Here is a 26,514-nt window from a genome sequence, read left to right on the forward strand (position 1 = left end):
GGGGGCCCGTCGTGAACGCCGCCGCCCGCAAGATCCAACGCATCTACCTCACCCTGACGTTGGGCAACACGCTGGCGGCCTCGTTCATCTGGGGCATCAATACGCTCTTCCTGTTGGACGCCGGGCTCACCAACCTTGAAGCCTTCACGGCGAACGCGTTCTTCACCGCCGGCATGGTGCTGTTCGAAGTACCCACCGGGGTGGTCGCAGACGGCTGGGGGCGCCGGGCGTCGTTCCTCCTCGGCACGGTGACGCTGGCGGCAGCAACGTACCTTTACTATCTCCTGTGGCAGCTCTCCGCTCCGTTCTGGGCGTGGGCGGTGGTGTCTGTGCTGCTGGGACTGGGCTTCACGTTCTTCTCCGGAACGGTTGAAGCCTGGCTCGTCGACGCCCTGCATTTCTCGGCATACGAGGGGGATCTGGAGACCGTCCTCGGGCGGGGACAGATGGTGTCGGGCATCGCAATGCTGGTGGGCTCGGCAGCCGGCGGCGTGGTTGCCCAGGTCACCAACCTGGGCGTGCCGTTCCTGATGCGCGTCGGGGTGCTCCTGGCGATGTTTGCGGTGGCCTTTCTGCTGATGCATGATGTGGGGTTCACACCGGAACGCTCCCCGCATCCGCTGCAGGCAACCAGGGCAGTGCTGACCGCATCCATCGACGGCGGGCTCAAGAACCCACCCATCCGGTACATCATGCTCGCAGCGCCCTTCAGCGCCGGCGTCGGCATTTACGTCTTCTACGCACTGCAGCCCTTCCTCCTTGAACTCTTCGGCGACCCGCGGGCCTACTCCATTGCGGGCCTCGCTGCAGCCATTGTTGCCGGCGCCCAGGTGGTGGGCGGCTGGCTGGCGCCGACGCTTCGGCGGCTGGTCCGCAAGAGGACCACTGTCCTGGTGGCGACCAGCGCCCTGGGCGGGCTGATACTGATGGCCTTGGGATTCACCCGGCTGTTTTGGGTGGCATTGCTGCTGCTGACCCTCTGGGCACTGGTTACCGCAGCGGCCACCCCGGTGCGCCAGGCCTACCTCAACGACATGATTTCCTCCAGGCAGCGGGCAACAGTGCTGAGCTTCGATTCCCTGATGGGATCCAGCGGTGGAATCGTGGTGCAGCCGCTGATGGGCCGTGCGGCAGACGTGTACGGCTACGCTTTGTCGCTGGCCATAAGCGGTGCGATCGAGCTGTTCGCAGTGCCGTTCCTGCTGGCAAGCCGCCGGCGGCGCTCGCCGGCAGACACTGCAACCGCGGCCACCGAAACTTCCCTCTGACGCCGGGGCTGGACGGCTTTCATTTGACCTTGAGAGTGACAATGCGGGGGAGTAGTGTGACGCAAACCACACACTTCGCGAGACTCTGACAAGGGAGCATCATGCCTACTTTGCGACGTCAAGTGGCTGCCGTCACGGCAGTTTTGGCCATGAGCTTGACGGCTGGCGCGGTTGGCGCGGTTGGCGCCCCCGCCTCCGCGGACCCTCGGCACGCTGATAAGGCCTCAACTGCCACCGGGTACGGCGGAGCTGTGAGCACCGTTGACCTGGACGCGTCCGCGGCCGCCATCGAGGTTCTTCGCCACGGCGGCAACGCAGCGGATGCGGCAGTGGCTGCGGCCGCCACCCTGGGCGTGACCGAGCCGTACAGCGCCGGGATTGGCGGTGGCGGCTACTTTGTGTTCTTCGATGCGAAGACCGGGGAGGTAAATACCATCGACGGCCGCGAGACAGCGCCTGCGACCATGCCGACCGATGCGTTTATCAATGCCGCCACGAAGAAGCCCTATTCCTTTGCCGAGCTGGTCTCCAGCGGTGTCTCCGTGGGGGTCCCCGGCTCGCTCGCCACGTGGGAAAGGGCCTTGAAACGGTGGGGAACCCTGAAGCTCGGTGACGCCCTCCAACCTGCTATCCATGTGGCCCAGGATGGCTTCGTCGTGGATGACACGTTCCGCCAGCAGACCCTCGACAACAAGGTCAGGTTCTCGGCATTCACCCCCACCAAGAGCCTCTACCTGCCCGGTGGCGACGCTCCCGCCGTCGGAAGCATTTTCCGCAATCCCGACCTCGCCGCCACGTACCGCCTCATCGCGAAGCAGGGAACTGACGCCTTCTACTCCGGCCCCCTGGCCGAAGAGATGGCGGCCACGGTGCAGGCTCCGCCGAAGGACCCCGCCTGGGTGCCGCCTGCCACCGCCCCGGCGACCAGCATTCCGGCTTTTCCCGGCTACCTGACGACGGCGGATCTCGCCTCCTACCGGACGCTGGACCAGGACCCCACGCATGTTGAGTACCGTGGCTACGACGTGTACGGCATGGCGCCTTCCAGCAGCGGCGGCACCACTGTCGGTGAGGCGCTGAACATCCTGGAGCCGTTCAACCTGGGCGAAATGTCGACGCCGGCGGCGCTGCACCATTACCTCGAAGCATCCGCGCTGGCTTTCGCGGACCGTGGCCAGTACGTCGGGGATCCGGCATTTGTTGACGTCCCTACCGGTGCTCTCACCGACCCGCTGTTCGGCAAGGAGCGGTCCTGCAGCATCAACCCCGTAACAGCGGCCAAGAAGCCGGTTGCAGCGGGGGACGCGTCAACCTACGACGGCGCCTGCCAGGTTACGCCCGCAGCCGCTGCCCGCGAGACGGACACCGAAAATGTCTCCACCACCAATCTGACGGTCGCCGACAAGTGGGGCAACGTGGTGGAGTACACCCTCACCATCGAGCAGACCGGCGGTTCCGGGATCGTGGTTCCGGGCCGCGGATTCCTGCTGAACAACGAGCTGACGGACTTCTCTTACGACTCCACGAACCCGGAGGACCCGAACCGGGTGGAGCCCGGCAAACGGCCCCGGTCCTCGATCTCGCCCACCATCATCCTCAAGGACGAAAAGCCTTTCCTCGCACTCGGCTCGCCCGGCGGCTCTACGATCATCACCACCGTCCTGCAGACGATCCTCAACCGTGTGGATCTGGGCATGAGCGTGTCCGAGGCAATCGCTGCTCCGCGCGCATCGCAGCGGAACACCGCCAATGTCACGGCCGAGCCAGGGTTCATCAGTGCCTATGGAAGCGCCTTGGCACCGTACCTTCACAATTTGGTGCCGGCCGGTGACGCGTTCACCTCTGCAGCTGAGATCGGCGCCGCCACGGCCATCGAGTTCGGCCGGCACGGGCGCATGGTGGCCGCGGCCGAACCTGCCAGGCGTGGCGGGGGTTCGGCGATGGTGGTCAGACCGGCGCCCTGAAGCGGGGAACCGGCCCGTGCGGCGCTATTGCCCCATCCCCGGACGGACAGCAACAAACTCGATTCCGGCCTGCACTTTCTTCTTCGGCCCGCGCGAAAAGCCCTTGGCATCAAGCTGGTTCTGCGCCCGGTACACCGTCAAGGCCTCATCGTAGATCTCGTTGAGCCTGCTGCCCTTGAACTGTTCGTGTGAGCCGTCGCTGAAGGTGACGGTCACGGGAGTGCTGGCTGGAAAGTGCTTCTTCATGCGGATGAAGCCTTCGGAGTCCTGCTGGAGGTGGATCAAGGGGGTCCTGCTTTCATGATGGATGACTTCCAGTCTGACGTATCCGCCCATGCCCGCGCTCACGTGGATCCAGGGATAGCGGGGACAATGGACGGGTGACTTCATCGAGCAGGCCCGGCGCTGGCGCGGTGCCCACCCCCATACCCGGCCCTTTTGACATGGAAACGATCGGCACCGGCCTGGCTTTCGCGGCTTCGCTTGCGGAGCTGGATGAGGTGCTGCGCTTGGGCGGGCCGGCAGGGACGGCGGTGGTGCAGGCCCCTCCGGGTACGGGCAAAACCACGCTGGTCCCGCCGCTGCTCGCCAACCTCGCATCCACGCACGGGGCCGTGTCCACCCACGGGGCCTTGCACGTGGTGGTCACCCAGCCGCGGCGCGTTGCCGCCCGCGCGGCCGCCCGGCGCTTGGCCGCCCTCGACGGCTCGCCGGTGGGGGACCGGGTCGGGTACACGGTCCGCGGCGAACGCAAGGCCGGGCCTAGGACCCTGGTGGAGTTCGTCACTCCCGGTATCCTGCTGCGCCGGCTCCTGGACGATCCCGGGTTGGAGACCACCGGCGCTGTCATCCTGGACGAGGTGCACGAACGCGGCCTCGAGACGGACCTGCTGCTGGGCATGCTCAGCGAGGTCCGCCAGCTCCGCGGCGATCTCACCCTGGTGGCCATGTCCGCCACGCTGGACGCGCCCCGCTTCGCCGCACTGATCGGAGGGTCCGGGCTTGGAGGAGACGGGGCCGGGGCCGCAGGGCACGACGGCGGCGGGCGGGCTGCCGTCGTCGACTGCCCGTCCGCCCTGTACCCGCTGGAGGTTCAATGGGCTCCTGCGGCCGTCCCGCGGCTGGATGGCCGCGGCGTTGCGCGCGGCTTCCTGGACCATGTGGCGGACACGGCGGCGGACGCACACGCCGCCGGACTGTCACGGGACCCTGGTACCGATGCGTTGGTGTTCGTCCCCGGAGCCTGGGAAGTTTCGTACGTTGCGGCCCGCCTCCGCGGCAGGGCCGCCCCCGGGACCGAAGTGCTGGAGCTCCACGGCCAGGTCAGCCCGGCCGAACAGGACCGGGCCGTGTCCGGTCGCCGCCAGGGTGGTCCGGCGCGAATCATTGTCTCCACCGACCTGGCCGAATCCTCGTTGACGGTTCCCGGCGTGCGGCTGGTGATCGATTCGGGCCTGACCCGCGAACCGCGCCGGGACGCCAACCGGGGCATGTCCGGACTGGTGACCGTCTCCTGCTCCCGGGCCTCGGCAGAGCAGCGGGCGGGCCGGGCCGCGCGGCAGGGACCGGGGCGCGTAGTGCGCTGCTACGACCAAAAAAGCTACGGTGCTGCTCCGGCGCACGTGACCCCGGAAATCAACGTCGCAGACCTGACGGGTGCCGCACTGACCCTGGCCTGCTGGGGATCGCCCGGTGGCCACGGCCTGGCACTTCCGGATGCGCCGCCGGCGGCGGCCATGGCGGAGGCCATCGAAGTGCTGAGGGAACTAGGTGCCGTTGCCGCCGACGGGCACCCCACGGGCCTGGGCAGGACGTTGGCCAAGGTACCGGCCGATCCCAGGCTGGCCCGCGCGCTCCTTGACGGTGCCGTGGCCGTGGGCCATCACGCGGCGGCTCAAATAGTGGCACTCGTTGCGGGGGACCAACGGGCCCCGGGTGCGGATCTCACCGCCCTCCTGTCCACCCTCCGCGCCGGCAGGGAGCCTTCCGCCCGGCGCTGGACGGAGGACGTCCGGCGGCTGGAAACAATCGCACGGAAGGAAAGCGCCGCCGTCGGCCCTTCTGTTATCACTGCTCCGGTGACCTCCGCCGAATCACTGGGCGTCGTCGTCGCGCTGGCGTACCCGGACCGGGTGGCGCGGCGGGTGTCCGGGGAGGGTCCGGCGCGCTACCTGCTGTCCTCCGGTACCCGCGCGGGACTGCCGGCAGGCAGCCCGCTGTCCGGGTACGAATGGCTGGCCGTGGCGGAAGTGTCGCGCGCCGCGGGCCGGGACGCCGCCGGGACGGGTGCGCTGATACGCTCCGCCGCTCCGCTGACGGCGGATCTGGCGCAGGCGGCCGCCGGGCACTTACTCGCCGAAACCGTCGAAGCAACGTTCAGCCAGGGCCGGGTCACGGGCCGCCGGGAACGGCGGCTCGGAGCCATCAGCCTGTCCTCCACCCCTGTCCGGCCCTCGCCCGCCGAGGGGCGGGCTGCCGTGGCCCGTGCGCTGTCCGAGGAGGGGCTGGGAATCATCGGATGGTCGACGGCGGCAGACGCTTTGCGCCGCCGGCTTGCCCTCCTGCACCGCGAACTCGGCGCGCCGTGGCCCGACGTTTCCGAGCGGGCGCTGCTCGCAGTGCTCGACACGTGGCTGGGGCCCGAGCTCGAGAAGATGGCTGGCGGCGCTGCCGCCAGCGGCATTGACCTCACCGACCCCCTCCGGCGGTTGCTGCCATGGCCGGAGGCCGTCCGCCTGGGCGAGCTGGCCCCGGAAGCGCTGAAGGTGCCCAGCGGATCGATGGTACGGATCGACTACCCCGACGTGCCGGAGAATGCGGTTTCGGGTGCAGCCGGCGGGCCGGACGACGGCGGCCGGCCGGTTGTGGCGGTCAAGCTGCAGGAGTGCTTTGGCTGGGCCGAGACCCCGCGCCTGGTGGAGGGCAGGGTGCCGGTCCTGTTCCATTTGTTGTCGCCGGCGAGGCGGCCGCTGGCGGTGACGGATGACTTAGCGTCCTTTTGGGCGGGGCCGTATGCGCAGGTGAGGGCCGAGATGCGGGGCCGCTATCCGCGGCACCCCTGGCCGGAGGATCCGTGGACAGCGCAGGCAACCGCACGGACCAAGGCCCGGATGTGACTTCTGTAACCGAACCGGGGCACTTTGACGCGGACACGCCGGGTATGGGGCCGTTTCGGGGTTTGGCCACAGTCAATGTGGCCCACTTCGGCGCCCTTTAGTGGGAGTGGAGGGTCGGGGCGGTCCAGCTGGCGAGTATCCGCATGGCGTCGGCGGTCGTGGAGCCGGGTTCCACGGTGTAGACGAGCATGACGAGGCCTGGGTCGGTGGAGAGTTCGAATGATTCGTAGCCGAATTCGAGGTCGCCGACGGCCGAGTGGGTGAGCATCTTCTGCCCGGACCGGTAACGGAAGACGTCATGGGAGGCCCACAGTGACCGGAATTCTTCGCTTTGGGTTGAGAGCGTGCCGATGATCTCGATCAGCTCTTTGTCATAGGGATCCCGGGCGGTTGCGGCGTGCAGGAGGGCGACGACGTTGTGTTTGGCGGTGTCGAAATCGCGGTGGAACCGCGGTGCGCGTGAGTCCAGGAACAGGTAGTACGCGTAGTTGAAACGGTCGCCGGACCCGTCCTCGGGCAGGGAGTAGAGTGCCCGGCCGATTCTGTTGGATGCGAGGCGGTCAAGCCGGCCGTTCTGTATGAAGGCGGGGGCGTCGATGGAGTCCAGGACACTCTGGATACCTGGCCTGACGGTGGTGCGGTTGGAGGGCTTCCGGCGCGGGGCGCGCCGTTGGGTGATCCGGGCGAGGTCGAGCAGGTGATCGCGTTCGTCTTCGTCGAGCTGCAGGGCGCGGGCGATTGCTTCGATGACTTCGCGCGACGCGCCGGAAATTTTGCCTCGTTCGAGGCGGGCGTAGTAGTCGGCGCTGACACCGGCCAGATGCGCGACTTCTTCCCGGCGCAGGCCGGGTACCCGGCGGGCTCCGCTGTAGAGCGGGACACCGGCCTTCTCAGGGGTGAGCTTGGCGCGTCGGGAGGTGAGGAAGTTGCTGATCTCGGACCGGGAATCCATAGCTCCAAGGGTAGGCCTGCCGCTGCGGGTGCTGACAGGACCTGTCAGCAGGCTGGTGGCCGTCAGTACCAGGCAGGACCGTGATTGACGTACGGGGCCTCGAGTACTTTGACTTCCTCATCGCTCAGTTCCAGGGACAGCGCCTCGACGGCCTGCTGGAGGTGGTGGGGCTTGGTCGCCCCGACGATGGGGGCCGAGACGTTCGGGTTGCGCAGCACCCAGGCGAGGGCGATCTGGGCCATGGTGACGCCGCGGGCACCGGCCAGTGCCTGCACGGCATTGATGACGGGCTCGTTGAAGTCGTTGTCGAATGCCTGGACTACCTTGTCCGTGGTGGAACGCTCGCTCTGTTCGCCCACCGGCCGCGCGAGCCGGCCTTTGCCGTTGGGCGAGTACGGCACCAGGCCAACGCCCATGTCTGCACACATCGCCATCAGCTCGCGCTCATCCTGACGGCGCAGCAGGTTGTATTGGTTTTGCATGGACACGAACCTGGTCCAGCCACCAAGGTCGGCAGCGTGCTGGAGCTTCGCGAACTGCCAGCCATACATCGAGGAAGCTCCGATGTACCGGACTTTGCCGGCCTTGATGATGTCGTGGAGGACTTCCATGGTTTCCTCCACCGGGGTCCCGTCGTCGAAGCGGTGGATCTGGTAGAGGTCGATGTAGTCCGTGCCGAGGCGGCCCAGTGACGCGTCGATCTGCTCCAGGATGGCCTTGCGGGAGAGGCCCTCGCCCCCAGGACCGTCGTGCATCCTGCCACGAACCTTGGTGGCGAGGACGATGTCTTCACGCCGGGAATAATTGGTGATGGCCCGTCCTACGATTTCCTCCGACGTACCCGCCTGGTACACGTTGGCCGTGTCCCAGAACGTGATGCCCAGTTCGACAGCCTGGCGAAAAAATGAACCGGCGTTTTCTTCGGTCAATGCCCACGCGTGCGCGTTCGGCGTGGTGGGGTCACCGTAGCTCATGCAGCCCAGGGCAAGCCTGCTGATCTTCAGTCCTGTGCTGCCGAGTCGGGTGTATTCCATGACAGGGGTCCTTCTTTCTGGCTGGTGTGCCGGGATCGTCTCTTCGACGCTACGAGAATCGGAAGCGGCGAAACAGGACCTGTCAGACCATGTCACAGCGGGTCCTTCTCCGCGCAGGGCAGGATCCTGGCCCGGAATCACGCAATCAACACCGGCTGACGGCGGCGCACTCAGTGTCGACCGGGAGTGCTGCGTGAGATGTCCGATACCTGGCCGAAACGTTACGTCGACCCCCTGAAACATCCCGCACTTAGGCTCGTTCCTACTTGGACATTGAGGTCCAGTCACCATACGAAGGGATGCACCCAATGTTGCTTTTGAGTAGCCTGAACCTCCTGTTTGATGCTGGACGCAGCGAGCACGCCGGCGGGAGCGGGGAGAAGGAGTTCCCCACCGGGCAGCTCACTTCCACGGCCTGGGAAGGCTGGTGGCATGAGGACGCGGCTTGACCTGCAATTCAGCCGCGGGTCCGCATGAACTCCGCGACCGCGGGCGCCAGGGACGCGCCAATCTCGGCCGCGTCTCGCTTCCTACCCGCCACGGCAAAGGAATGGTCGCCGCCGTCGATCCATTGCAGCACCGCTGACGGACCGATCCGCGACACCACACCTTCCAGCAGCTCCCGCGTAGCGAAGGTGTCTCGGGAACCTTGCAGGAACAGCATGGGCAGCGTGAGGCCATAGAGGTGTTCGTCGCGGAGCTTGTCGGGCTTGCCCGGTGGGTGCAGCGGATACCCGAGGTAGACGAGCCCGGCGGCGGACATTCCCTCCGCGACAGCCATGGAAGCCATCCGCCCGCCGAAAGACTTACCGGCGGCCCAGACCGGGCCCGTGTCGCCGTGGGACTGCGCCTGCCGTGCGGCTTCATCCATGGCAGCGCGCCACGTGGCGATCGCCGCCGGCGGGCGGTCCKGGAACCTGCGCCCCGCCTCGCGGTAGGGGAAGTTAAAGCGCAAAGTCGCGACGCCGTCGTCGTTCAGCCCGCGGGTGAACCCGCTCATGAAGGGGTGCTCCATGCCCGCGCCAGCCCCATGTGCCAGGACGAGCGTGGCGACGGGGTGCTCCGGGCGGGCGTAAACCCCCGAGACCTCAAGGTCGCCGGTGCGGATGGTGATAGGGGTTTCAACTGCGGGCATAAGTCCATGATGCCGGATCAGCAGCGGCCGCGCGCGCCGGGTGCTGACGCGGCGGGCGGTGCAGGGTAGGTTGTCCCCATGGCGAGCGAACAGACTACCATCACATTCCCGGGCCCGAGCGGCGAGCGCGAGATGCGCATTTCCAGCCCCAGCCGGGTGCTGTGGCCTGAGCTGGGACTGACCAAGCTTGACCTGGTTCGCTACACGGTTGCGGTTGGGGAAGCATTCATCGCTGCCAACGGCGACCGGCCCGTTGCCTTGCAGCGGTACTCGGACAACGTCGAGGGCGAGCAGTTCTTTTCCAAAAACCCGCCCAGGGGAACCCCGGATTTTGTCCGCTCGGTCAAGGTAACTTTCCCGAGCGCACGTTCGCATCCCATGTTGGTGTTGGACGAGCCTGCCGCCGCGGTCTGGGCCGTCCAGATGAACACGGTGGTGTTCCATCCGTGGCCCTCGCGTGCGGAGAACACGGACAACCCGGACCAGCTCCGGATCGACCTTGACCCCCAGCCGGGCACGGACTTCGACGACGCCGTTCCCGCCGCGCTGGCGCTGAAGGAGGTGCTGGCGGAGGGAGGCCTGGAGTGCTTCATCAAGACCTCCGGCAACCGCGGGCTTCACGTCTACGCGCCGATCACTCCGACGCACGAATTCCTGGAGGTCCGTCACGCCGTGATCGCCGCATGCCGCGAGCTGGAACGGCGCATGCCTGAGAAAGTCACCACGGCCTGGTGGAAGGAGGAGCGGGGCGAGAAGGTGTTCCTGGATTTCAATCAGGCCAACCGCGACCGGACCATCGCCGGCGCGTACAGTCCCCGTGCACTGGCCCACGCACCCGTGTCCTGTCCCATCACCTGGGACGAACTGGAAAGCATCAGCCCGAAAGACTTCACCATCCTCACGGTCCCGGACCGGCTGAAGACCGTGGGCGATCCCTGGGCGGAGATGAACGCGAACCCCGGCACCCTTGACACACTGCTGGGCTGGTGGGACCGCGATGTTAAGTCCGGGCTCGGCGAGCTGCCCTTCCCGCCCGACTATCCGAAGATGCCGGGCGAGCCGCCCCGGGTGCAGCCCAGCCGGGCCCGCAAACCGGACTAAGTCCGGCGGGCCCGCCTATTCGAACCGGGACGGATCTCCCGCGCCGCGGCGCACCACCTCAGCCACGCCGCTGGAGAAATCAACCACCGTGGTGGGCTCCGACCCGCAGTCGCCGGCATCAATCACGGCGTCCACCTCATGGTCCAGCCGCTCCTTGATCTCCCACCCCTGCGTCAACGGATCCTCTTCGTCGGGCAGCAAAAGAGTACTGGAGAGGATGGGTTCGCCCAGCTCAGCCAGCAGGGCCTGAACCACCCGGTTGTCCGGGATGCGCACGCCTACGGTCTTTTTCTTGGGGTGTAGCAGCCGGCGCGGAACCTCCTTGGTGGCGGGCAGGATGAACGTGTAGCTGCCGGGGGTGACGGCCTTGATGCTGCGGAACACGTCGTTGCCGATGTTCACGAACTGGCCCAGCTGGGCGAAGTCCTTGCACACCAGCGTGAAGTGGTGCTTGGCATCAAGCTTGCGGATGGCGCGGATCCTGTCCAGCGCGTCCTTGTTGCCCAGTTGCGCGCCCAGCGCGTAGCAGGAGTCCGTGGGGTAGGCGATCAGCCCGCCGTCGAGCAGCATCTTGACGGCCTGCATGATCGCGCGGGGCTGGGGATCGTGGGGGTGAACATCAAAGTATCGGGCCATGCTCCTGAGCCTACGTCCCGGCAGCCGATTAGTGCATCAGATGGGGTGCAAGGATGGGCTCATGACGCTTGATGGGGAATCACTTCTGGAGGGGCCTCGGGGCCGGCGGMTGTGCCTCGAGTTGGCGATGGAGTTGGACCCTGACATCAGGCTGATGGTCTTCCAGCTTGGATACGACCTCGATTCCGGCCGCGGAACCTCCCGGGTGCTGCTGACCGCAGCTTCCCCGGACGACGCCGGAGATCCCCCGTTCAGTCCGTCACCTGAGGGGGTGGCAGCTGGGCTGGGTTCCTTGGATATAACCGGGCTTGAGGATTCGTTGATGCAGGAGGCCCTTGAGCGATCGGTTGATTCCGCAAGGTACTGGCAGGAGCCCGACGGCGAGGACGTGCTTGCAGGACTGCCGGTGATCCGTGCGGCCCTCGCGCCTCTGGCTGAGCAGATCCTTAGCGCACCGGGAGTGCAGTGGTGGGAGGCGGGCCGGGGCGTGGAGCAGTGGGCCATCGACTGGCGGACGGCGGAGGACCTGGCCCCGTTGAAAGTTCCACAGCCAACTCTGGCCGAATGGGTGGCGCGGGTACGCGACGCGGAGGAACGAGCGGTGCATGAACTCCCCACCGACCCGTACGCTCCCGTCTCCGGAGGCTGGTGGTCCGTTCCGCCCGGCCCCCTCCGAACTGTAGGGCGCCTTCCGGCCGGTTTAAACCTCGTGGAGGACTCGCTCGGCTGGGAGGTTGCCACGACGATTCCTGTCCGCGGTGCGGGCCGGACACTGGAGGTCCGAAGCCCCCAGGACTGGACATCGTTGTGCAGTGAATTTCCGCTCGACGTCACGGCCTCCCGGCGCCATGACTGGTTCCGTACGACCGGCCGCAATGGGCGATGGGTGATCCCCGACTGGGAACGTGTGGCCGAGGAGTGGGACGCCGTGCATCTGACGGTCCTCGGCTATCTCAACGGCGCAGGGCGCGCGCTTCCGGTCGGCGCGGACACGGCGACAGTCATCGCGGGATGGGACCCGGACAGCACCATCTGGCTCACGGATATGGCCCGCGAGTGGAAGGGCCCGCGGCAGTCATGGCATCGCGCATCTCACGACCGGTCCTGGCATCACGTGGATTAGTCCCTTGCGGTGCCAAAAAGCACTCTGTAAACGCGGCTGCAATTGCGGCAGGATGGGGACTGTTCCAACACCCTTTCGTCCAGTCTTCAAGGAGAACCGGCCATGCCCACGACCCTCAATCCCTACCTTGGTTTCCGTGACAACGCCCGGGAGGCCATGACCTTCTACCACTCCGTCTTCGGCGGCGACCTGGCCCTCAGCACGTTCGGGGAATTCCATGCAAGCGAAGATCCTGCCGAAAAAGACAAGATCATGCATGGCATGCTGACCACCACCGGTGGCCTGGTCCTGATGGGGGCTGACACTCCCAACAGCATGGACTACTCGCCCGGCAGCACCATTTCGGTCTCGCTCAGCGGCGATGACGAGGCCGAACTCCGCGGCTACTGGGACAAACTGGCCGGCGACGGCGGCACCGTGACCGTCCCGCTGGAGCCCGCACCCTGGGGCGATGTCTTTGGCATGTGCACTGACCGCTTCGGCACCGCCTGGCTGGTCAACGTCAACGGCGCAGGGGCGGCTCCCGCGTCGTAGCCGGGGAGTGTTCTACCAGCGGTCAGGATACGTACGGCGCTGAGGGTGACGAACTGGTTGGGACCCTCCCGGCCCCAATCAGTCACGTCAGCCTGGCAGGTTGCCCCCGACGGGCGCCACCAGGCACCCTCGACCGGCCACCGGCCGTCGGGAAGCATCTTTTGTCGCAGGATGTCGGCCGCGTCATCGGTCCGGGGATCACCGCCCAGCCCCATCCTGGCCAAGAAAAGCAGGGCGGGGAGGATGCCGTAGTGCCAGAACTCCGGATACCGGAGCTTGACCCAGAGATGGTCGATGGTCCGGCCGGTTGAGCGGGATTTGAACAGCCGGTGCTCGAGCAGCAATTCGGCCGCACGCTCCGCGCTGGTCCGGGCCGCCAAACTCCCCGTGGCCCGCCAGAATTCGTGCAGCCCCTTGGCGGCAGGCAGCGTTTCATGGAACGAGGACCGGCGGCCGCTTGCGTGTACGTCGCAATTCCAGCCGCCGTCAGGCCACTGCCACGTTGTGAGGTCGTGCGCCAGCTGGGTGACCCGCGGATCTGCCGTCATCCCCAGTCGGCTGCAGACGTAGAGGGCGTTGCCTTCCTGGGATGCGCAGCGGCGGGTCAGGCCGTCGATGGTGAGGATTTGGCTTCGGTGCTGATCGCTGTGCAGCCAGTCCAGCACGGTCCGCGCTGCCGGAAGAAGCAAAGGAGCGTCTGCCTCTGTGATGCCGAGGTCCACGAGCGAGACGAGCCGCCAGTGGGCTCCGGTCCATTTCCGGTAAGGGTGGACGAGGAAGCTGCCGTCGGCCTGCTGGCCGGACAGCAACGAGGACACGATGGTGCCGCCGGTCACCGGGCCGCCCGGCCAGGGTGTGTCGAGGAACTCACGGTGGGCTGCCCGCCGCACCGCCGGCTCGGGGGACCCTGCGAGCCACGTGATGGCCCGGCGTAGTGGTTCCTGGTCCATGATCCGAGGCTAAGCGGGGATCCGTGGGGGAGCGAGGGGCTTTAGGCCCAGCCAGGCGGAATCCTCCTAAACCTGGTTGTCTGGGCGGGCGGGAAGGCAGGCACAACAGGTAAGGCCCCCTCGGTTGAGGGGGCCTTAGCTGTTACTGCAGGGTCCTAGATCCATTTCGGAGCAGCTGGAACGGTGTCCAGGTTTGCTCCGTCCCGGGTGGCGGTGACGCCGTCGGTACCCCTGCCGGTCGCCCATCGGGCCACTCCCGCAAGCGGACCGGAGACCACCAGGGGAGCGTCCGGACCGGCGCTGCCGAATTCAAGCTCCGGCAGCTGGCCAGTGACCCGGACCAGCAGCCCGGTGTCGGTGCCGCGGGTCTTCCACGCGCCAGTGATGTCGTTGAGGAGGCGTTCGAGCACCGATGCGGGGATGTCGGCGAAGGTGGCGCCGTTGTCCAGGTCCACGGCGTGCGTCCAAACCTCGCGGGTGCGCATCCAGACTGTTTCCTCAGCAGGGACAATCCGTCCCTGGGCGGTCTTCACCTTGTGATGCCAGGAGTCCGCAGGGAGGTCGCGCCATTCGACATTCAGGTGCACTGCTGAGTGGTCAAAGAGGTGCCGCAACGCGATCGGAGGCAGGGTGGCCCCGAAATTGATTTCGTGGTCCCTGATCTCCGTGGACGCATACATGGGTGTTTCCACCCCGGTCGCGGCCCACTCAATAAGCCGCGCGATGGCCCGCGCGTTGTAGCCGATGTGCGCGGTCACATGGCGGCGGGTCCAGCCCGGCAGCAACGACGGGCCGTCGAGGTCCGCGTCGGAAAGCTCATTGAGCTTGCGCGCGAAGAACGCGGTCCCACGCCGGGCCTGCAGCAGCGATTCGAGCAGCCGCGGGTCCGACGTTTGGTCGTGGCGTGCGACCATCAGGATTCCTTGACCACGCGGTTGTTCAGCTGGCCCAGGCCCTCGATGGTGGTGACCAGGAGCTGGCCCTCCTGCAGGTAGCGCTTCGGATCCTGCGCGTGGCCCACACCGCCGGGGGTGCCGGTAGCGATCACATCACCGGGGTTCAGCGTGATGATGGTGGAGATGTAGGAGACCAGGAATTCCGGCGTGAAGACGACGTCGTTGGTGGGCGTCTGCTGCTGGATCTCGCCGTCGACCGCGGTGGTCATGAGGCCGCCGCTGAACTCGTCCTTGGTGACCAGAGCGGGGCCGAACGGGGTCGAGTTCTCCCAGGTCTTGCCCTGCAGCCACTGGATGGTGCGGAACTGGTAGTCGCGCATGGACACGTCGTTCAGGACGGCGTAGCCGGCGATGTGGTCCGCGGCGTCGGCTTCGCTGATCCGGCGGCCCTTCTTGCCGATGACGACGGCGAGTTCGGACTCCCAGTCGACGGTGTCCGATTCCTGCGGCAGGGCCAGGTCATCGTTCGGGCCGATCAGGGATTCCTGGTACTTGGCGAACAGGGTGGGGTACTGGGGAACTTCCCGGCCCATTTCCTTGATGTGGTTGCGGTAGTTGTGGCCCACGCAGATGATCTTGCCCGGGAACGGGACAACAGCCTCGAGGTCGGCGCCTTCGAGGGGGTGCGTTGCACCGTTGGCTGCGGCGGCGATGGACTCCCAGGCAACGTCCGTCAGGAGCGCCCCGACGTCGGAGAACCCGTCGATCTCGGTGAGGGTGTCGCCGTCCTGGCGGACAGCCTTGCTGCCGTTTTCAGTGCGGAGGGTGAGAAGTTTCATGCGTTCTTGCGTCCTTCGGTATAGGTGCGGGTAAAGTTCAGCCGTTCAAAGATGGGGGCGTCGCTGAATCGGAACAGATCAAACTCCGTCTCTGCCTGCAGGGACCATTCAGCCCAGGACGGGACCACGAACAGGTCGCCTTTATCCAGGGTCCTGGTTTCGCCGTTCAGGACTACGCTGCCACGGCCTTCGAAGACCTGCCACACGCTGGAGCCGACCTCATGCAGGGGTTCGGTGGACGCGCCAGCCCGGAAACGGTGGAATTCCGCCCGGATGGTGGGCATTACGTCCCCGCCGGTGGTCGGGTTGGTGTAGCGGACGGCTGCGTGGCCTTGGGAGACGGTGGCCGGGTGGCCCTCATCTTCGAGGAGCAACTGCTCGCGCAGGGCCCGGTCGGTGTACTCCCACCGGTACGCAGCGATGGGGGAACTGGTGGTGTCGTCCAGGCCCGAAAGGGGGCGCAGGCCGGGGTGGGCCCAGAGCCTCTCGGAGCGGGAGATGTCCGGGGTCGCTTCGTCGGTGACGCGTTCGGTGCCGAACTCGAAGAACCCGGCGTCGGCGTAGTGCACGAACGGGATGTCCAGGCCGTCGATCCAAGCCATCGGCTCGTCGGTGTCGTTGTGGTGGCCGTGGAAGTTCCAGCCCGGGGTCAGCAGGAAATCGCCACGGGACATCCGGACCGGATCCCCGTTAACGACCGTCCAGACGCCCTCGCCCTCGACCACGAAGCGGAAGGCGTTCTGGGAGTGGCGGTGTTCCGGGGCGGTTTCACGGGCGCCGAGGTACTGGATGGCGGCCCACAGCGTCGGGGTCGCATAAGCGGTCCCGGCCAGGCCCGGATTGGCCAGGGCGATGGCGCGGCGTTCCCCGCCGCGGCCCACGGGAACCAGATCACCGGCACGGGCAGCGAGCGGGTACAGGTCACTCCACCGCCAAACGTGCGGGACAGCCTTGGGTGACGGGACCATCGGCATCAGGTCCGCGATCTGCGTCCACAACGGGATCAGGTTTTCCCGGTCAAAATCCTTGTACAGCTTTGCAAGCTGAGCCGCCTCTTCAGGCGTCGGCTCCGGGACTGTGTGCCCCGCGGCCACTGATTCATGGGTCGTGTTCTCGGCGCTGATGGACACGTCGGCCTCCTTTAAGGTCAAACACTATTTCTGCGTAGTCAGACTCTACGGATGCCGCCTTGTGACCCCCAACATATTCTGCCAGTCAGAATTAGTGCCTGGGGTTTGCGCTCAGCTCAGTCCGCATCGGCAGGATTGGCGGCAATGTCGATCTCCAACTGCCGGCAGGTTTCCCGCAGGGCGGGGACGAGGCCCGCGTCGAAGACCTTGCGGAAACGCGTGGCCGGAGTGGCGACGCTGAGCGCGCCCACTACGTGGCCGTGCCGGTTATGCAGGGCCATCCCCAAAGCGCTCACGCCATCCTCGGTGCCTTCGAAATTAGCGGCGAAGCCGTTGGCGCGGATGGACTCGAGCTCCCGCAGGAATGCCGGGTACTCCTCGACGGGAATGGTGTCCCCGCCGATTTCGGCGTTGCTACTGCGGAAGAGCTGCTCAATCATCGGGGCTTCGAGCTCCGCGAGCATGACCTTGCCGCCGGAAGTTTTGTCGGCCGGCATCACCGTCCCCTGCCTGTCGCCAATCCGCAACACATTATTTCCCTCCACTGTGGCCAGGAAACGCACCTTTGTTCCCACCCGCACCATGAGGTTGACGGTCTCGTTCAGCTGCGCGGAGAGCAGCTCCATGTGCGGCTGGGCCAGCGAGCGGAGCAGCCGGGACCAGCTCAGTCCCGCCGGACCAACCCCCATGGCAGGACCGGGAACGTACCGGCGGGTCTCATCCTGGATCGCAAAACCCCTGTAGACCAGCATGGCCAGCAGGCGGTGGGCGGTGGATGGGGCGACGCCCAGCTCTTCGGCGGCGTCCTTGAGACGCAACTTCCCGCCGTCGCGCAGCAACTGCAGCAGCAGCAAAGCGTTATCGACCGCTTCGATGGAGTACGTGGGCCGCTTCTGCATCGGCTTCCGGCCTGACCTGGCAGCCGGCTTGGACGCGGGCCGTGACGTGGGGTTGTTCTGCACATCAGAATTGTATTGTGGTTCACCTCGGGGTGCCATGACAGTAGTGGGATGAATCACACACTCCCCGCTGCAGAGCCGCAACGGCCTTCGCCGGAGGCTCCCGGCCTGACTCCCGCCGACGGTCCTGTCGCGCGGTTCTCCAAAGGGTCGGCCGCGGCCGTCCTCGTCTGCTGGCTTCTGGTGGTCTTCGATGGGTATGACCTCATCGTGTACGGCACCGTCCAGTCCTCCCTCATCTCCGAGACCGGCTGGGGCCTGACCAAGGCCACCGCCGGAACCATCGGCTCCATGGCCTTCGTCGGCATGATGATCGGGGCGATCTTCGCCGGCCGCATGGCCGACTCGTGGGGCCGCCGCCGCACCATCCTCGGCTGCGCTGTCGTCTTCTCGGTCTTCACCGTGCTCTGTGCATTCGCTCCCAGTGCGGCCATCTTCGGCGTCCTCCGACTCCTGGCGGGTATTGGACTCGGCGGCCTCGTTCCTTCCGCGAACGCACTCGTTGCAGAACTTGTCCCGGCCAAATGGCGGTCCATCATCGCCACCCTGATGATGTCCGGTGTCCCGATCGGCGGATCCATTGCCGCCCTCGTGGGGATCCAGCTCATTCCCGCTTTTGGCTGGGAATCTATGTTCCTTGTGGCCGTCCTGGCCCTCCTGGTTGTGGTGCCGCTGGGGCTGAAATACCTTCCGGAGACCCTGGCGCCGGCCAGCGCCGCGGAAAAAGCAGCCCGTAAGGCGGCCGGCAAGAACAAAGCACACATGCAGCCCGCAGGTTTCTCCTCCCTGCTCCGGGCCCCGTACCTGGGCATCAGCCTTCTGTTCGCCGTGGCAACGATCGCCACACTGTTTGCTTGGTACGGGCTGGGCACCTGGCTGCCGAACCTCATGCAGCTTTCCGGTTACAACCTGGGTTCTGCACTGACCTTCGCCCTTGCGCTGAACCTGGGGGCGGTGGCCGGTTCGGTGATCACCGCCTGGGCCGGAACCCGATTCGGGCCGGTACCCACTGCCATCGCCGCGGCCGGCGTCGCCGCCGTCGCGCTGATGGTCCTGGTTACCGGGCCRCCAGTGACCGTCGTGTATCTCATGCTGGTCCTCGCCGGCGTCGGGACCCACGGCACGCAGTGCCTCATCATCGCCGCAGTGGCGAGCCACTATCCCGGACACCTCCGGGGAACGGCGCTTGGCTGGGCGCTCGGGACCGGCCGCATCGGGGCCGTCGCAGCTCCCCAGATCGGTGGCCTCCTGCTGGCTGCCGGGCTGGGCGTCAATTCCAACTTCCTGGCCTTCGCCGGTGCAGCCGCCATCGCCGCGGTCCTGCTGACCGCCGTCGGCATCAAACTCAAGTCAAAACTCGCAACATCCCAAGGAGCAAACAATGTCTGAGCACGCCACATCCACTGATGTCCTGGTCATCGGAGGAGGAATGGCCGGGCTGGCCGGAGCCCTCGCGCTGCGTGAAAACGGGGCCAATGTGACCCTTGTGGAAAGGGCTCCTGAATTCGGCGAGGTGGGCGCGGGGCTGCAGATGGCTCCTAACGCTTCCCGCGTGCTTCAGCGCTGGGGCCTCTTGGAAAAGGCCCTTGAGATCGGTGTCCGGCCCAAGCACCTGGTTTTCCGCGATGCAGTCACCGGCGAGGAGCTCACCCGCCAGACTCTCGGCGGGGAATTCGAGGAGCGCTACGGCGCCCCTTACGTCGTCATCCACCGCAGCGACCTGCACCGTGTCCTGCTCGAGGGCTGTGAGGCTGCGGGCGTGAAGCTCGTCAACGACGTCATGGTTGAAAGCGTTGAGACCGTTAACGGCCGCGGCGTGGCACACACCGCCGCAGGCGTTGACTACGAAGCTGACGTGGTGATCGGCGCCGACGGTCTCCGGTCCACCCTCCGCCCCCTCGTGGCTAACGACGAGCCCGTTTCCTCGGCCTACGTCGCCTACCGCGGCACGGTGCCGATCACCGAGAACACCCCCAAGGCTGACCTTGAAGATGTCATCGTCTACCTCGGACCGGACTGCCACCTGGTGCAGTACCCACTGCGCAAGGGCGAACTCCTGAACACCGTAGCCGTCTTCAGGTCGCCGTCCTTCGAAGCGGGCGTTGAGCAGTACGGTGGAGTGGACGAGCTCGAGGCAGCCTACAAGGACTGTGTTCCGGCCGTTCAGGAAGCCCTCAAGAACCTGGCCACGGGCATCCGCTGGCCCATGTACGACCGCAACCCGATTGAAAACTGGGTTGCCGGCCGTATGGTCCTGATGGGCGATGCCGCGCACCCGATGCTGCAGTACCTCGCGCAGGGTGCATGCCAGGCCCTCGAAGACGCTGCCGTGCTGCAGGACGCCACCAACGGAACGGTCTTTACCTCTGAAGGCGTCAACCCCAAGGCCTGGGACACAGCCATCAAGGAATTCAACGGCATCCGTGCCGGCCGCACCGCCAAGGTCCAGCGGACCGCGCGCGTCTGGGGCGAATCCTGGCATGTCTCCGGCCTGGCCCGGACGCTGCGGAACCTGCTGTTCAAGAGCCGCAAGGACGGGGATTTCCAGTACAACGACTGGCTGTACGGCCAGGACCAGCCCGGCACGCCGGAGCGCCGCGAGGCTGCTCAGCCGGCGACGCTCTCTGTCTGAGCTGAGCTGAAGCTGAGTTGAGCCGGGCCGGCAGGACGGCACTGAGTCCTTGAGCAGGGGCTGCACGCAATGCGACCATTGATGCGTGCAGCCCCTGCTGCGTTTAAGGGCAGGTCAGGTATCTGACGGCTGGCCTGGCATGGCCGGCAAGGGGCTTTGATGAAGGGGGAGCCCCTTGCTGAATGTCACCATGTATTTGGACGTCGACGGCGTCGTGTGCCCGTTTGGAGCCACTGGCAGCACCCCGTGGGGCACCGAGTGGAACCTCGCAAACGCCGGCATGCTCGAAGTTGCGTACTCCGCAGAGCTGGTTAGCGGACTGAACGGTCTTGCCCGGCTCCCCGGCCTGCGCTGCGTCTGGTTGACCAGCTGGGAGGACATGGCTCCCCAGTACCTCTGCCCGGCCATCGGACTGGCCGGCGGCCGGTGGCCCTGGCTGGGAGCCGGGGGTGTCGGCGCGGGGGAGGGCTGGTGGAAGCTTGCCGCCCTCCAAGAGGATGTTGCCGCCACCACCCCGAACGGGATCGTGTGGATTGACGACCAGCTCCGGTATGAGCATGACGCCCAAGCGTGGGCAGCCATCCTCGGGGCGCGGATCCTTGCCATCTCGCCCGACCCGCGCCGCGGAATTTCGCCCGCCGAGCTGGGCGCCGTCAGCGCTTTCCTCGGCGAACCCGTGTTTTGACGTCATGCCGCGGGCGCGTACGATCGGTAGGGTTTCAAGCCGGTCCTGTTAACACCGCAGGTCGCTTCCCATGAACTTCAAGTGAATTATGCTGGGCACGGCAGGCGGGGGCTAAGGAACTGCTGAACGTCGACTCTGCAGATTGGGCAACAGGTGGATATCACCTTAATGGTGGCGCTGGTCATCGGACTGGCACTATTTTTCGACTTCACGAACGGGTTCCATGACACCGCCAACGCGATGGCCACGCCCATCGCCACCGGTGCGATTAAACCGAAGACCGCCGTGACTCTGGCCGCAATCCTGAACCTCGTGGGTGCTTTCCTCTCCACGGAAGTTGCCAAGACAGTTTCCGGCGGCATTATCCGGGAAGGATCCGACGGCGTCCTGATCACCCCGGAGATCATCTTCGCCGGCCTGATGGGTGCCATCCTGTGGAACATGATCACCTGGCTGAAGGGCCTGCCGTCGAGTTCCTCCCACGCGCTGTTCGGCGGCCTGATCGGCGCAGCCATCGCAGGGATCGGCTTCAGTTCCGTGAATCTGGAGACCCTCCTTCAGAAGGTCATCCTGCCGGCCGTCTTCGCGCCGCTGATTGCCGGGATTGTCGCTTACATTTGCACTAGGCTGGCCTACGCACTGACGGCCCGCCACGACCCCGAAACCGGCAGCAAGCTCACCCAGAAGCGCGGCGGTTTCCGCACCGGCCAGATCTTCACATCCAGCCTCGTTGCCCTGGCCCACGGCACCAACGACGCCCAGAAGACTATGGGCATCATCACCCTGGTGCTGATTTCCGCGGGCACGCAGGCCCCGGGGTCCGGCCCCCAGCTCTGGGTCATCACTGCCTGCGCCTTGGCGATCGCGATTGGCACCTACTCAGGCGGCTGGCGCATTATCCGCACCATGGGCTCCGGCCTTACCGAGGTCAAGCCGGCCCAGGGCTTCGCGGCCGAGACGAGTACCGCAGCTGCCATCCTGGCATCTTCGCACCTGGGCTTCGCCCTCTCCACTACGCAGGTGGCCTCCGGCTCCGTCATCGGGTCGGGGATGGGGCGGAGGGGCACCACAGTGCGCTGGAACATGGTGGGCAAGATTGCCCTCGGCTGGCTGTTCACCCTGCCGGCCGCCGGCATCGTGGGCGCGCTGACGGCGTTGCTCGTGAAGACGGGGGTCGCAGGCCTGGTGATCGCCGCCGTCGCCGGCACAGCAGCCGTGATCTTTATGTTCGTCTTTTCCCGGAAGTCCCATGTGAGCCACCACAACGCCGTGGAGGTCGAGGAGGCAGGGCAGGCCGTCCGCTTCGCCAAAAAGAAAGCCCTGGCCCGTGCACGCGCCAGGGCGAACCAGCGTAAGGATACACAGCGATGAAGTGGTTGGAACTCCTGACCGTGGGCGGCGCAACCCTCGTGGCCGCCGTGACCGTAGTGGTCCTGTATTCGCTGGGCGTCCGGCTCACGGCAATTGCCGGGGACGCCCGGCAGACCTCACCCCGCAGTAAGCGCGCCTTTGCCAACATCTGTTTCGGCCTCTGCGGGGTCGCTGTCCTGTTCGGCCTGTACCTGATCATCCCGTACTTCAGCAGGTAAGCGTCCCTTAGCCACCCTGCGCCGGCCCGGCTACGCTGGGTCCATGTCCAGGATCCAGTATTTTGTCGCGGCCTCCCTCGACGGCTTCATCGCCACAGCCAAGGATGATCTCACCTGGCTGCTTGAATTTGACGGTTTTGAGGGCGGCCAGGAAAGCTACGATTCCTTTATAGGCGAGGTCGGCTGCCTTGTGATGGGCGGCGAAACGTTCGCCTGGCTGATGGAGCATGAGCCAGGGAAATGGCCGTACGCCACCACGCCCTGCTACGTTTTCACCCATCATGAATTCGCGGCCCCGCCGGGTTCGGACGTGACGTTCGTCCGCGGCCCCGTTCAGGAGTTCATCTCAGACTTCCTCGCCGATGCCGGCACAAAGAACGTCTGGGTGGTGGGCGGCGGCAACCTCGCCGCGCAGTTCGCTACCGCCGGCCGACTGGACGACATCATCCTGTCCGTCATCCCCGTGGTGCTGGGTGACGGCAAGCGCCTGCTGCCTGTGGAAGGCCCGACGCCGCCGCTTGAGTTGACGGGGTCCCGCACCTTGGGCCGGGGGATCGTTGAGCTGCGCTACAGTTTCGGTTCCCGGGAGCAGTCAGCCGTCTGAAGGTGAGTTGTCCCGCAGCATGTTGGTGATGCGGGCTGTCGAGAGGCGCCGGCCCTGTTCGTCGGTCATCACAATCTCATGCGTTGTCAACGTGCGGCCCAGATGGATTGCGGTGCAGGTCCCTGTCACGGTGCCTGCCGCAATGGCGCGGTGATGCGTGGCGCTGACTTCGATGCCCAAGGCGTGCCGGCCCGTTCCCGCGTGCATTCCGGCGGCGAAGGAACCGAGCGTTTCAGCGAGGACCACGTGCGCGCCGCCGTGCAGGATGCCGGCCACCTGGGTGTTGCCGTCCACCGGCATGGTGGCCACGGTCCGTTCCGGGCTCATCTCCAGGAAGTGGATCCCCATCTTGACCACCAGGGCGCCGATGCCGAACGGGCCGAGCCAGTCATGAAGGTGCTCCGGGACGCCCGCTGTGACTAATTCCTCAGTGAAGGGGCCGGGCGTGAAATTGTCCATCATGGGAACTAGGCTGGCACCTGTGAGTGAAACTACCAAACCGGCCCCTTTCCCGTCTGAAACCGCTGTGCTTGACGCAGACGCCGCCCTGCAGGGCATCAGCGTCCCGCCGTCGGCCGGGGGCCGGGTTTCCGCCACCGAAGCTCCCGTTATCCCCCTGACCGACCAGCCACGCCTGCTCGTGTTGGACGGGCACTCGATGGCTTTCCGTGCTTTCTTTGCCCTGCCGGCGGACAAATTCTCCACCGCCAACGGCCAGCACACCAACGCGATCCACGGCTTCACGTCCATGCTGATCAACCTGATCAAGGAACAAAAGCCCACGCACGTCGCCGTTGCCTTCGATGTTTCGGATGAAACCACTCACCGCAAAGCCGAATACAGCGAATACAAGGGCGGCCGCAACGAAACGCCGCGCGAGATGAGCGGCCAGATCGACCTGATTGACAAGGTCATGCAGGCCTGGGGCATCACCACCATCAAGATGCCCGGCTACGAAGCTGACGACATCCTGGCCACCCTTGCCGCCATGGGTGAAAAGGCCGGCTACGAGGTGCTCCTGGTTTCAGGGGACCGTGACGCCTTCCAGCTCATCACCGAGAACGTCTTTGTGCTTTACCCGCGGAAGGGCGTCAGCGACATCCCGCGCATGGACGCGGCGGCCATCCAGGAAAAGTACTTCGTGACCCCGCCGCAGTACTCGGACCTCGCCGCGCTCGTGGGGGAGACTGCCGATAACCTCCCCGGCGTCCCTGGCGTCGGGCCCAAGACCGCGGCAAAGTGGATCAACCTGTACGGCGGCCTCGAAGGCGTCCTTGCAAACCTGGACGCCATCGGCGGCAAGGTGGGCGTTTCCCTCCGTGAGAACGTCGAGGACGTCAAGCGCAACCGGCGCCTCAACAGGCTGCACACGGATCTGGAGCTTCCAGTGACGCTGCAGGACCTCGCGGACCCGCGGCCGGACGAGGCCGCTCTTGAGCAGTTGTTCGACGAGCTTGAGTTCAAGACCATTCGTGCCCGGTTGTTCGCCCTCTACGGTACCGAGGACCTGGAACCGGCCGAACGGGAAAGTGTGGACATCCCGGAGTATGTGACACCCGCCGACGCAGCCGAACTCGGGGCCTTCCTTGCCGCCGGAGCCGGGATACGCTCGGCAGTCGCCGTGGACCTTGTGCCGGGCAGGATCGGCGAAGACGCCGCAGCCATCGCCATCGTCCATGACCACGCCGCCGCTTACATTGACCTGGCCACCCAGGACGCTGAAGCCGAAAACATCCTGGCGGACTGGCTGCGGGATCCTGCCTCTCCGAAGGTCATGCACGGCTACAAGGCAGCCCTCAAGGCCCTCTCCAGCCGCGGCCTTGGCTTGGAAGGCGTGGTGGATGACACTTCGATTTCCGGCTACCTGATCCAGCCTGACCGCCGGACCTATGAGCTGGCCGAACTGGCCCAGCACCACCTCAACGTCAGCATCTCGGCCGAGACGTCCAAGGCGGGGCAGCTTGAGCTGGCGTTCGACGGCGACGACACCGCGGCTGCGGACGCCCTGGTTCAGGCAGCGGCAGTGGTGCAGGCCCTCAGCCGGCACTTCGAATCGGAGCTGATCGAACGGAAGGCCGGCGACCTGCTCACCACGCTTGAGCTGCCCGTCAGCCGTGTCCTGGCCGACATGGAAGCCGCCGGAATCGCCGTCGACATGCAGCGCATGGAGGAGCAGCTCGCTGACCTGGCCAAGGTCATCGACAACGCCCAGGAGTTGGCCTTCGCCGCCATCGGCCACGAGGTTAACCTCGGATCGCCCAAACAGCTGCAGACCGTCCTCTTCGACGAGCTTCAGCTGCCCAAGACCAAGAAGATCAAGTCCGGCTACACCACCGATGCCGCCTCGCTCAAGAGCCTGCTGGAGAAGACCGGTCATGAATTCCTGGTCCAGCTGATGGCGCACCGGGAATCCTCGAAGCTGCGCCAGATGCTGGAGTCGCTCAAGAAGTCCGTCACGGAAGACGGCCGGATCCACACCACCTATGCGCAGAATGTCGCTGCGACGGGCCGGATCTCCTCCAACAACCCCAACCTGCAGAACATCCCCATCCGCAGCGAGGAAGGCCGGCGGGTCCGCGGTATCTTCGTGGTCAGCGATGGCTATGAATGCCTTCTGTCCGCGGATTACTCGCAGATCGAAATGCGCATCATGGCGCACCTGTCCGGGGATGCCGGCCTCATCCAGGCGTACCGGGACGGCGAAGACCTTCACCGTTTTGTGGGCTCCAACATCTTCCACGTGCCCACGGACCAGGTCACCAGTGCCATGCGCTCCAAGGTCAAGGCCATGTCCTACGGGCTCGCTTACGGGTTGACCTCCTTCGGGCTGTCCAAGCAGCTGGAAATTTCCGTGGACGAGGCCCGCACGCTCATGAAGGACTACTTCGATCGGTTCGGCGCCGTGCGGGACTACCTCCGCGGTGTTGTGGACCAGGCCCGCATTGACGGCTTCACGGCTACCATCGAAGGCCGGCGCCGCTACCTCCCGGATCTCACCAGCACTGACCGGCAGCTGCGCGAAAACGCTGAGCGCATCGCCCTGAACTCACCCATCCAGGGCTCGGCCGCGGACATCATCAAACGAGCCATGCTGGGAGTGCAGGCTGAGCTGGCCGCCCAGGGCCTTAAATCGCGGATGCTCCTGCAGGTTCACGACGAACTGGTCCTTGAAGTCGCGCCCGGGGAACGGGAAGCGGTGGAGAAGCTGGTCACCGAGCAAATGGGTTCGGCGGCCGACCTCAGCGTGCCGCTGGACGTCCAGATCGGCGTTGGGCCCAGCTGGTACGACGCCGGCCATTAGCACGGGAGCGCGGGGCGCAGTGGGGGAGCGGTCGGCGGGTTCCTGCTGGCCAGCAGGGGGAGTCAT

The 26,514-nt window shown here is 66.0% G+C and carries 24 protein-coding genes; 14 read left to right on the plus strand and 10 right to left on the minus strand.

Translation table 11 applies throughout. From position 1 onward, the window contains the following. Positions 1-11 precede the first annotated feature (11 nt). The gene (locus AC1DIM_RS07645) at positions 12-1,268 is read left to right on the plus strand and encodes an MFS transporter (protein ID WP_477709900.1); all 1,257 of its coding nucleotides are present in this window, start codon (positions 12-14) and stop codon (positions 1,266-1,268) included. A 101-nt stretch (positions 1,269-1,369) separates the two neighbouring features. Then, positions 1,370-3,232 carry a gamma-glutamyltransferase family protein gene (locus tag AC1DIM_RS07650; RefSeq protein ID WP_477709901.1) on the plus strand — a complete coding sequence of 621 codons (1,863 nt, stop codon included), beginning with the start codon at positions 1,370-1,372 and terminating at the stop codon, positions 3,230-3,232. Between the two features lie 24 nt (positions 3,233-3,256). On the opposite strand, the gene AC1DIM_RS07655 is transcribed toward AC1DIM_RS07650, so the two are convergent. After that, the gene (locus AC1DIM_RS07655; protein WP_477709902.1) at positions 3,257-3,517 is read right to left on the minus strand and encodes a hypothetical protein; all 261 of its coding nucleotides are present in this window, start codon (positions 3,515-3,517) and stop codon (positions 3,257-3,259) included. Positions 3,518-3,675: 158 nt separating this feature from the next. Between AC1DIM_RS07655 and hrpB the strand changes: the two genes are divergently transcribed. After that, on the plus strand, positions 3,676-6,348 hold the full coding sequence (hrpB, locus tag AC1DIM_RS07660; protein ID WP_477709929.1) for an ATP-dependent helicase HrpB: 2,673 nt from the start codon (positions 3,676-3,678) through the stop codon (positions 6,346-6,348). Positions 6,349-6,445: 97 nt separating this feature from the next. On the opposite strand, the gene AC1DIM_RS07665 is transcribed toward hrpB, so the two are convergent. Both AC1DIM_RS07665 and AC1DIM_RS07670 read right to left on the minus strand, forming a co-directional pair. Beyond that, on the minus strand, positions 6,446-7,300 hold the full coding sequence (locus AC1DIM_RS07665; protein WP_477709903.1) for a helix-turn-helix transcriptional regulator: 855 nt from the start codon (positions 7,298-7,300) through the stop codon (positions 6,446-6,448). A 62-nt stretch (positions 7,301-7,362) separates the two neighbouring features. Further along, the gene (locus AC1DIM_RS07670; protein WP_477709904.1) at positions 7,363-8,334 is read right to left on the minus strand and encodes an aldo/keto reductase; all 972 of its coding nucleotides are present in this window, start codon (positions 8,332-8,334) and stop codon (positions 7,363-7,365) included. A gap of 308 nt (positions 8,335-8,642) precedes the next feature. Between AC1DIM_RS07670 and AC1DIM_RS07675 the strand changes: the two genes are divergently transcribed. Continuing rightward, positions 8,643-8,783, plus strand: coding sequence for a hypothetical protein (locus AC1DIM_RS07675; protein ID WP_477709905.1), 141 nt, complete (start codon positions 8,643-8,645; stop codon positions 8,781-8,783). Positions 8,784-8,791: 8 nt separating this feature from the next. Here AC1DIM_RS07675 and AC1DIM_RS07680 read toward each other — a convergent pair whose 3' ends face one another. Beyond that, complete coding sequence (locus AC1DIM_RS07680) at positions 8,792-9,469, minus strand: alpha/beta hydrolase family protein (RefSeq protein ID WP_477709906.1); 678 nt, start codon at positions 9,467-9,469, stop codon at positions 8,792-8,794. 78 nt (positions 9,470-9,547) lie between these two features. Here AC1DIM_RS07680 and ligD point away from each other — a divergent pair, with 78 nt between their 5' ends. Beyond that, on the plus strand, positions 9,548-10,570 hold the full coding sequence (gene ligD, locus AC1DIM_RS07685; protein ID WP_477709907.1) for a non-homologous end-joining DNA ligase: 1,023 nt from the start codon (positions 9,548-9,550) through the stop codon (positions 10,568-10,570). A gap of 15 nt (positions 10,571-10,585) precedes the next feature. On the opposite strand, the gene AC1DIM_RS07690 is transcribed toward ligD, so the two are convergent. Next, the gene (locus tag AC1DIM_RS07690; protein ID WP_477709908.1) at positions 10,586-11,206 is read right to left on the minus strand and encodes an L-threonylcarbamoyladenylate synthase; all 621 of its coding nucleotides are present in this window, start codon (positions 11,204-11,206) and stop codon (positions 10,586-10,588) included. Positions 11,207-11,267: 61 nt separating this feature from the next. On the opposite strand from AC1DIM_RS07690, the gene AC1DIM_RS07695 reads away from it, so the two are divergent. Continuing rightward, complete coding sequence (locus AC1DIM_RS07695; protein WP_477709909.1) at positions 11,268-12,329, plus strand: hypothetical protein; 1,062 nt, start codon at positions 11,268-11,270, stop codon at positions 12,327-12,329. Positions 12,330-12,431: 102 nt separating this feature from the next. Next, complete coding sequence (locus tag AC1DIM_RS07700; RefSeq protein WP_477709910.1) at positions 12,432-12,863, plus strand: VOC family protein; 432 nt, start codon at positions 12,432-12,434, stop codon at positions 12,861-12,863. Between the two features lie 1,105 nt (positions 12,864-13,968). Here AC1DIM_RS07700 and AC1DIM_RS07705 read toward each other — a convergent pair. The 4 genes from AC1DIM_RS07705 to AC1DIM_RS07720 form a co-directional block, all read right to left on the minus strand. Further along, positions 13,969-14,727: a maleylpyruvate isomerase family mycothiol-dependent enzyme gene (locus tag AC1DIM_RS07705; protein ID WP_477709911.1), complete on the minus strand. Its 759-nt coding sequence runs from the start codon at positions 14,725-14,727 to the stop codon at positions 13,969-13,971. Beyond that, entirely contained in the window at positions 14,727-15,548 is an 822-nt protein-coding gene (locus tag AC1DIM_RS07710) for a fumarylacetoacetate hydrolase family protein (protein ID WP_477709912.1), read from the minus strand. Before AC1DIM_RS07710 ends, AC1DIM_RS07705 begins: the two co-directional genes overlap by 1 nt. Beyond that, positions 15,545-16,678 carry a cupin domain-containing protein gene (locus AC1DIM_RS07715; protein WP_477709913.1) on the minus strand — a complete coding sequence of 378 codons (1,134 nt, stop codon included), beginning with the start codon at positions 16,676-16,678 and terminating at the stop codon, positions 15,545-15,547. The genes AC1DIM_RS07710 and AC1DIM_RS07715 overlap by 4 nt, the downstream gene beginning before the upstream one ends. A 116-nt stretch (positions 16,679-16,794) precedes the next feature. Beyond that, complete coding sequence (locus AC1DIM_RS07720; protein WP_477709930.1) at positions 16,795-17,577, minus strand: IclR family transcriptional regulator; 783 nt, start codon at positions 17,575-17,577, stop codon at positions 16,795-16,797. A gap of 111 nt (positions 17,578-17,688) precedes the next feature. On the opposite strand from AC1DIM_RS07720, the gene AC1DIM_RS07725 reads away from it, so the two are divergent. The 6 genes from AC1DIM_RS07725 to AC1DIM_RS07750 all read left to right on the plus strand — a co-directional run bounded on the left by AC1DIM_RS07725 (position 17,689) and on the right by AC1DIM_RS07750 (position 23,147). Then, entirely contained in the window at positions 17,689-19,026 is a 1,338-nt protein-coding gene (locus AC1DIM_RS07725) for an MFS transporter (protein ID WP_477709914.1), read from the plus strand. Next, positions 19,019-20,269, plus strand: coding sequence for an FAD-dependent oxidoreductase (locus AC1DIM_RS07730; RefSeq protein ID WP_477709915.1), 1,251 nt, complete (start codon positions 19,019-19,021; stop codon positions 20,267-20,269). Before AC1DIM_RS07725 ends, AC1DIM_RS07730 begins: the two co-directional genes overlap by 8 nt. Before the next feature lie 175 nt (positions 20,270-20,444). Beyond that, entirely contained in the window at positions 20,445-20,954 is a 510-nt protein-coding gene (locus AC1DIM_RS07735) for an HAD domain-containing protein (RefSeq protein ID WP_477709916.1), read from the plus strand. A 153-nt stretch (positions 20,955-21,107) separates the two neighbouring features. Next, complete coding sequence (locus tag AC1DIM_RS07740) at positions 21,108-22,325, plus strand: inorganic phosphate transporter (RefSeq protein ID WP_477709917.1); 1,218 nt, start codon at positions 21,108-21,110, stop codon at positions 22,323-22,325. Then, on the plus strand, positions 22,322-22,543 hold the full coding sequence (locus AC1DIM_RS07745) for a hypothetical protein (protein ID WP_477709918.1): 222 nt from the start codon (positions 22,322-22,324) through the stop codon (positions 22,541-22,543). Before AC1DIM_RS07740 ends, AC1DIM_RS07745 begins: the two co-directional genes overlap by 4 nt. Before the next feature lie 43 nt (positions 22,544-22,586). After that, the gene (locus AC1DIM_RS07750; protein ID WP_477709919.1) at positions 22,587-23,147 is read left to right on the plus strand and encodes a dihydrofolate reductase family protein; all 561 of its coding nucleotides are present in this window, start codon (positions 22,587-22,589) and stop codon (positions 23,145-23,147) included. Here the strand turns inward: AC1DIM_RS07750 and AC1DIM_RS07755 are convergent. After that, positions 23,136-23,609, minus strand: a complete 474-nt coding sequence (locus AC1DIM_RS07755) for a hotdog fold thioesterase (RefSeq protein WP_477709920.1) — start codon at positions 23,607-23,609, stop codon at positions 23,136-23,138. The two genes, AC1DIM_RS07750 and AC1DIM_RS07755, sit on opposite strands and share 12 nt — an antisense overlap. Before the next feature lie 196 nt (positions 23,610-23,805). Between AC1DIM_RS07755 and polA the strand changes: the two genes are divergently transcribed. After that, the gene (gene polA, locus AC1DIM_RS07760) at positions 23,806-26,448 is read left to right on the plus strand and encodes a DNA polymerase I (RefSeq protein WP_477709931.1); all 2,643 of its coding nucleotides are present in this window, start codon (positions 23,806-23,808) and stop codon (positions 26,446-26,448) included. Positions 26,449-26,514 lie beyond the last annotated feature (66 nt).

The organism is Pseudarthrobacter sp. 01T43 (genome assembly GCF_056398665.1).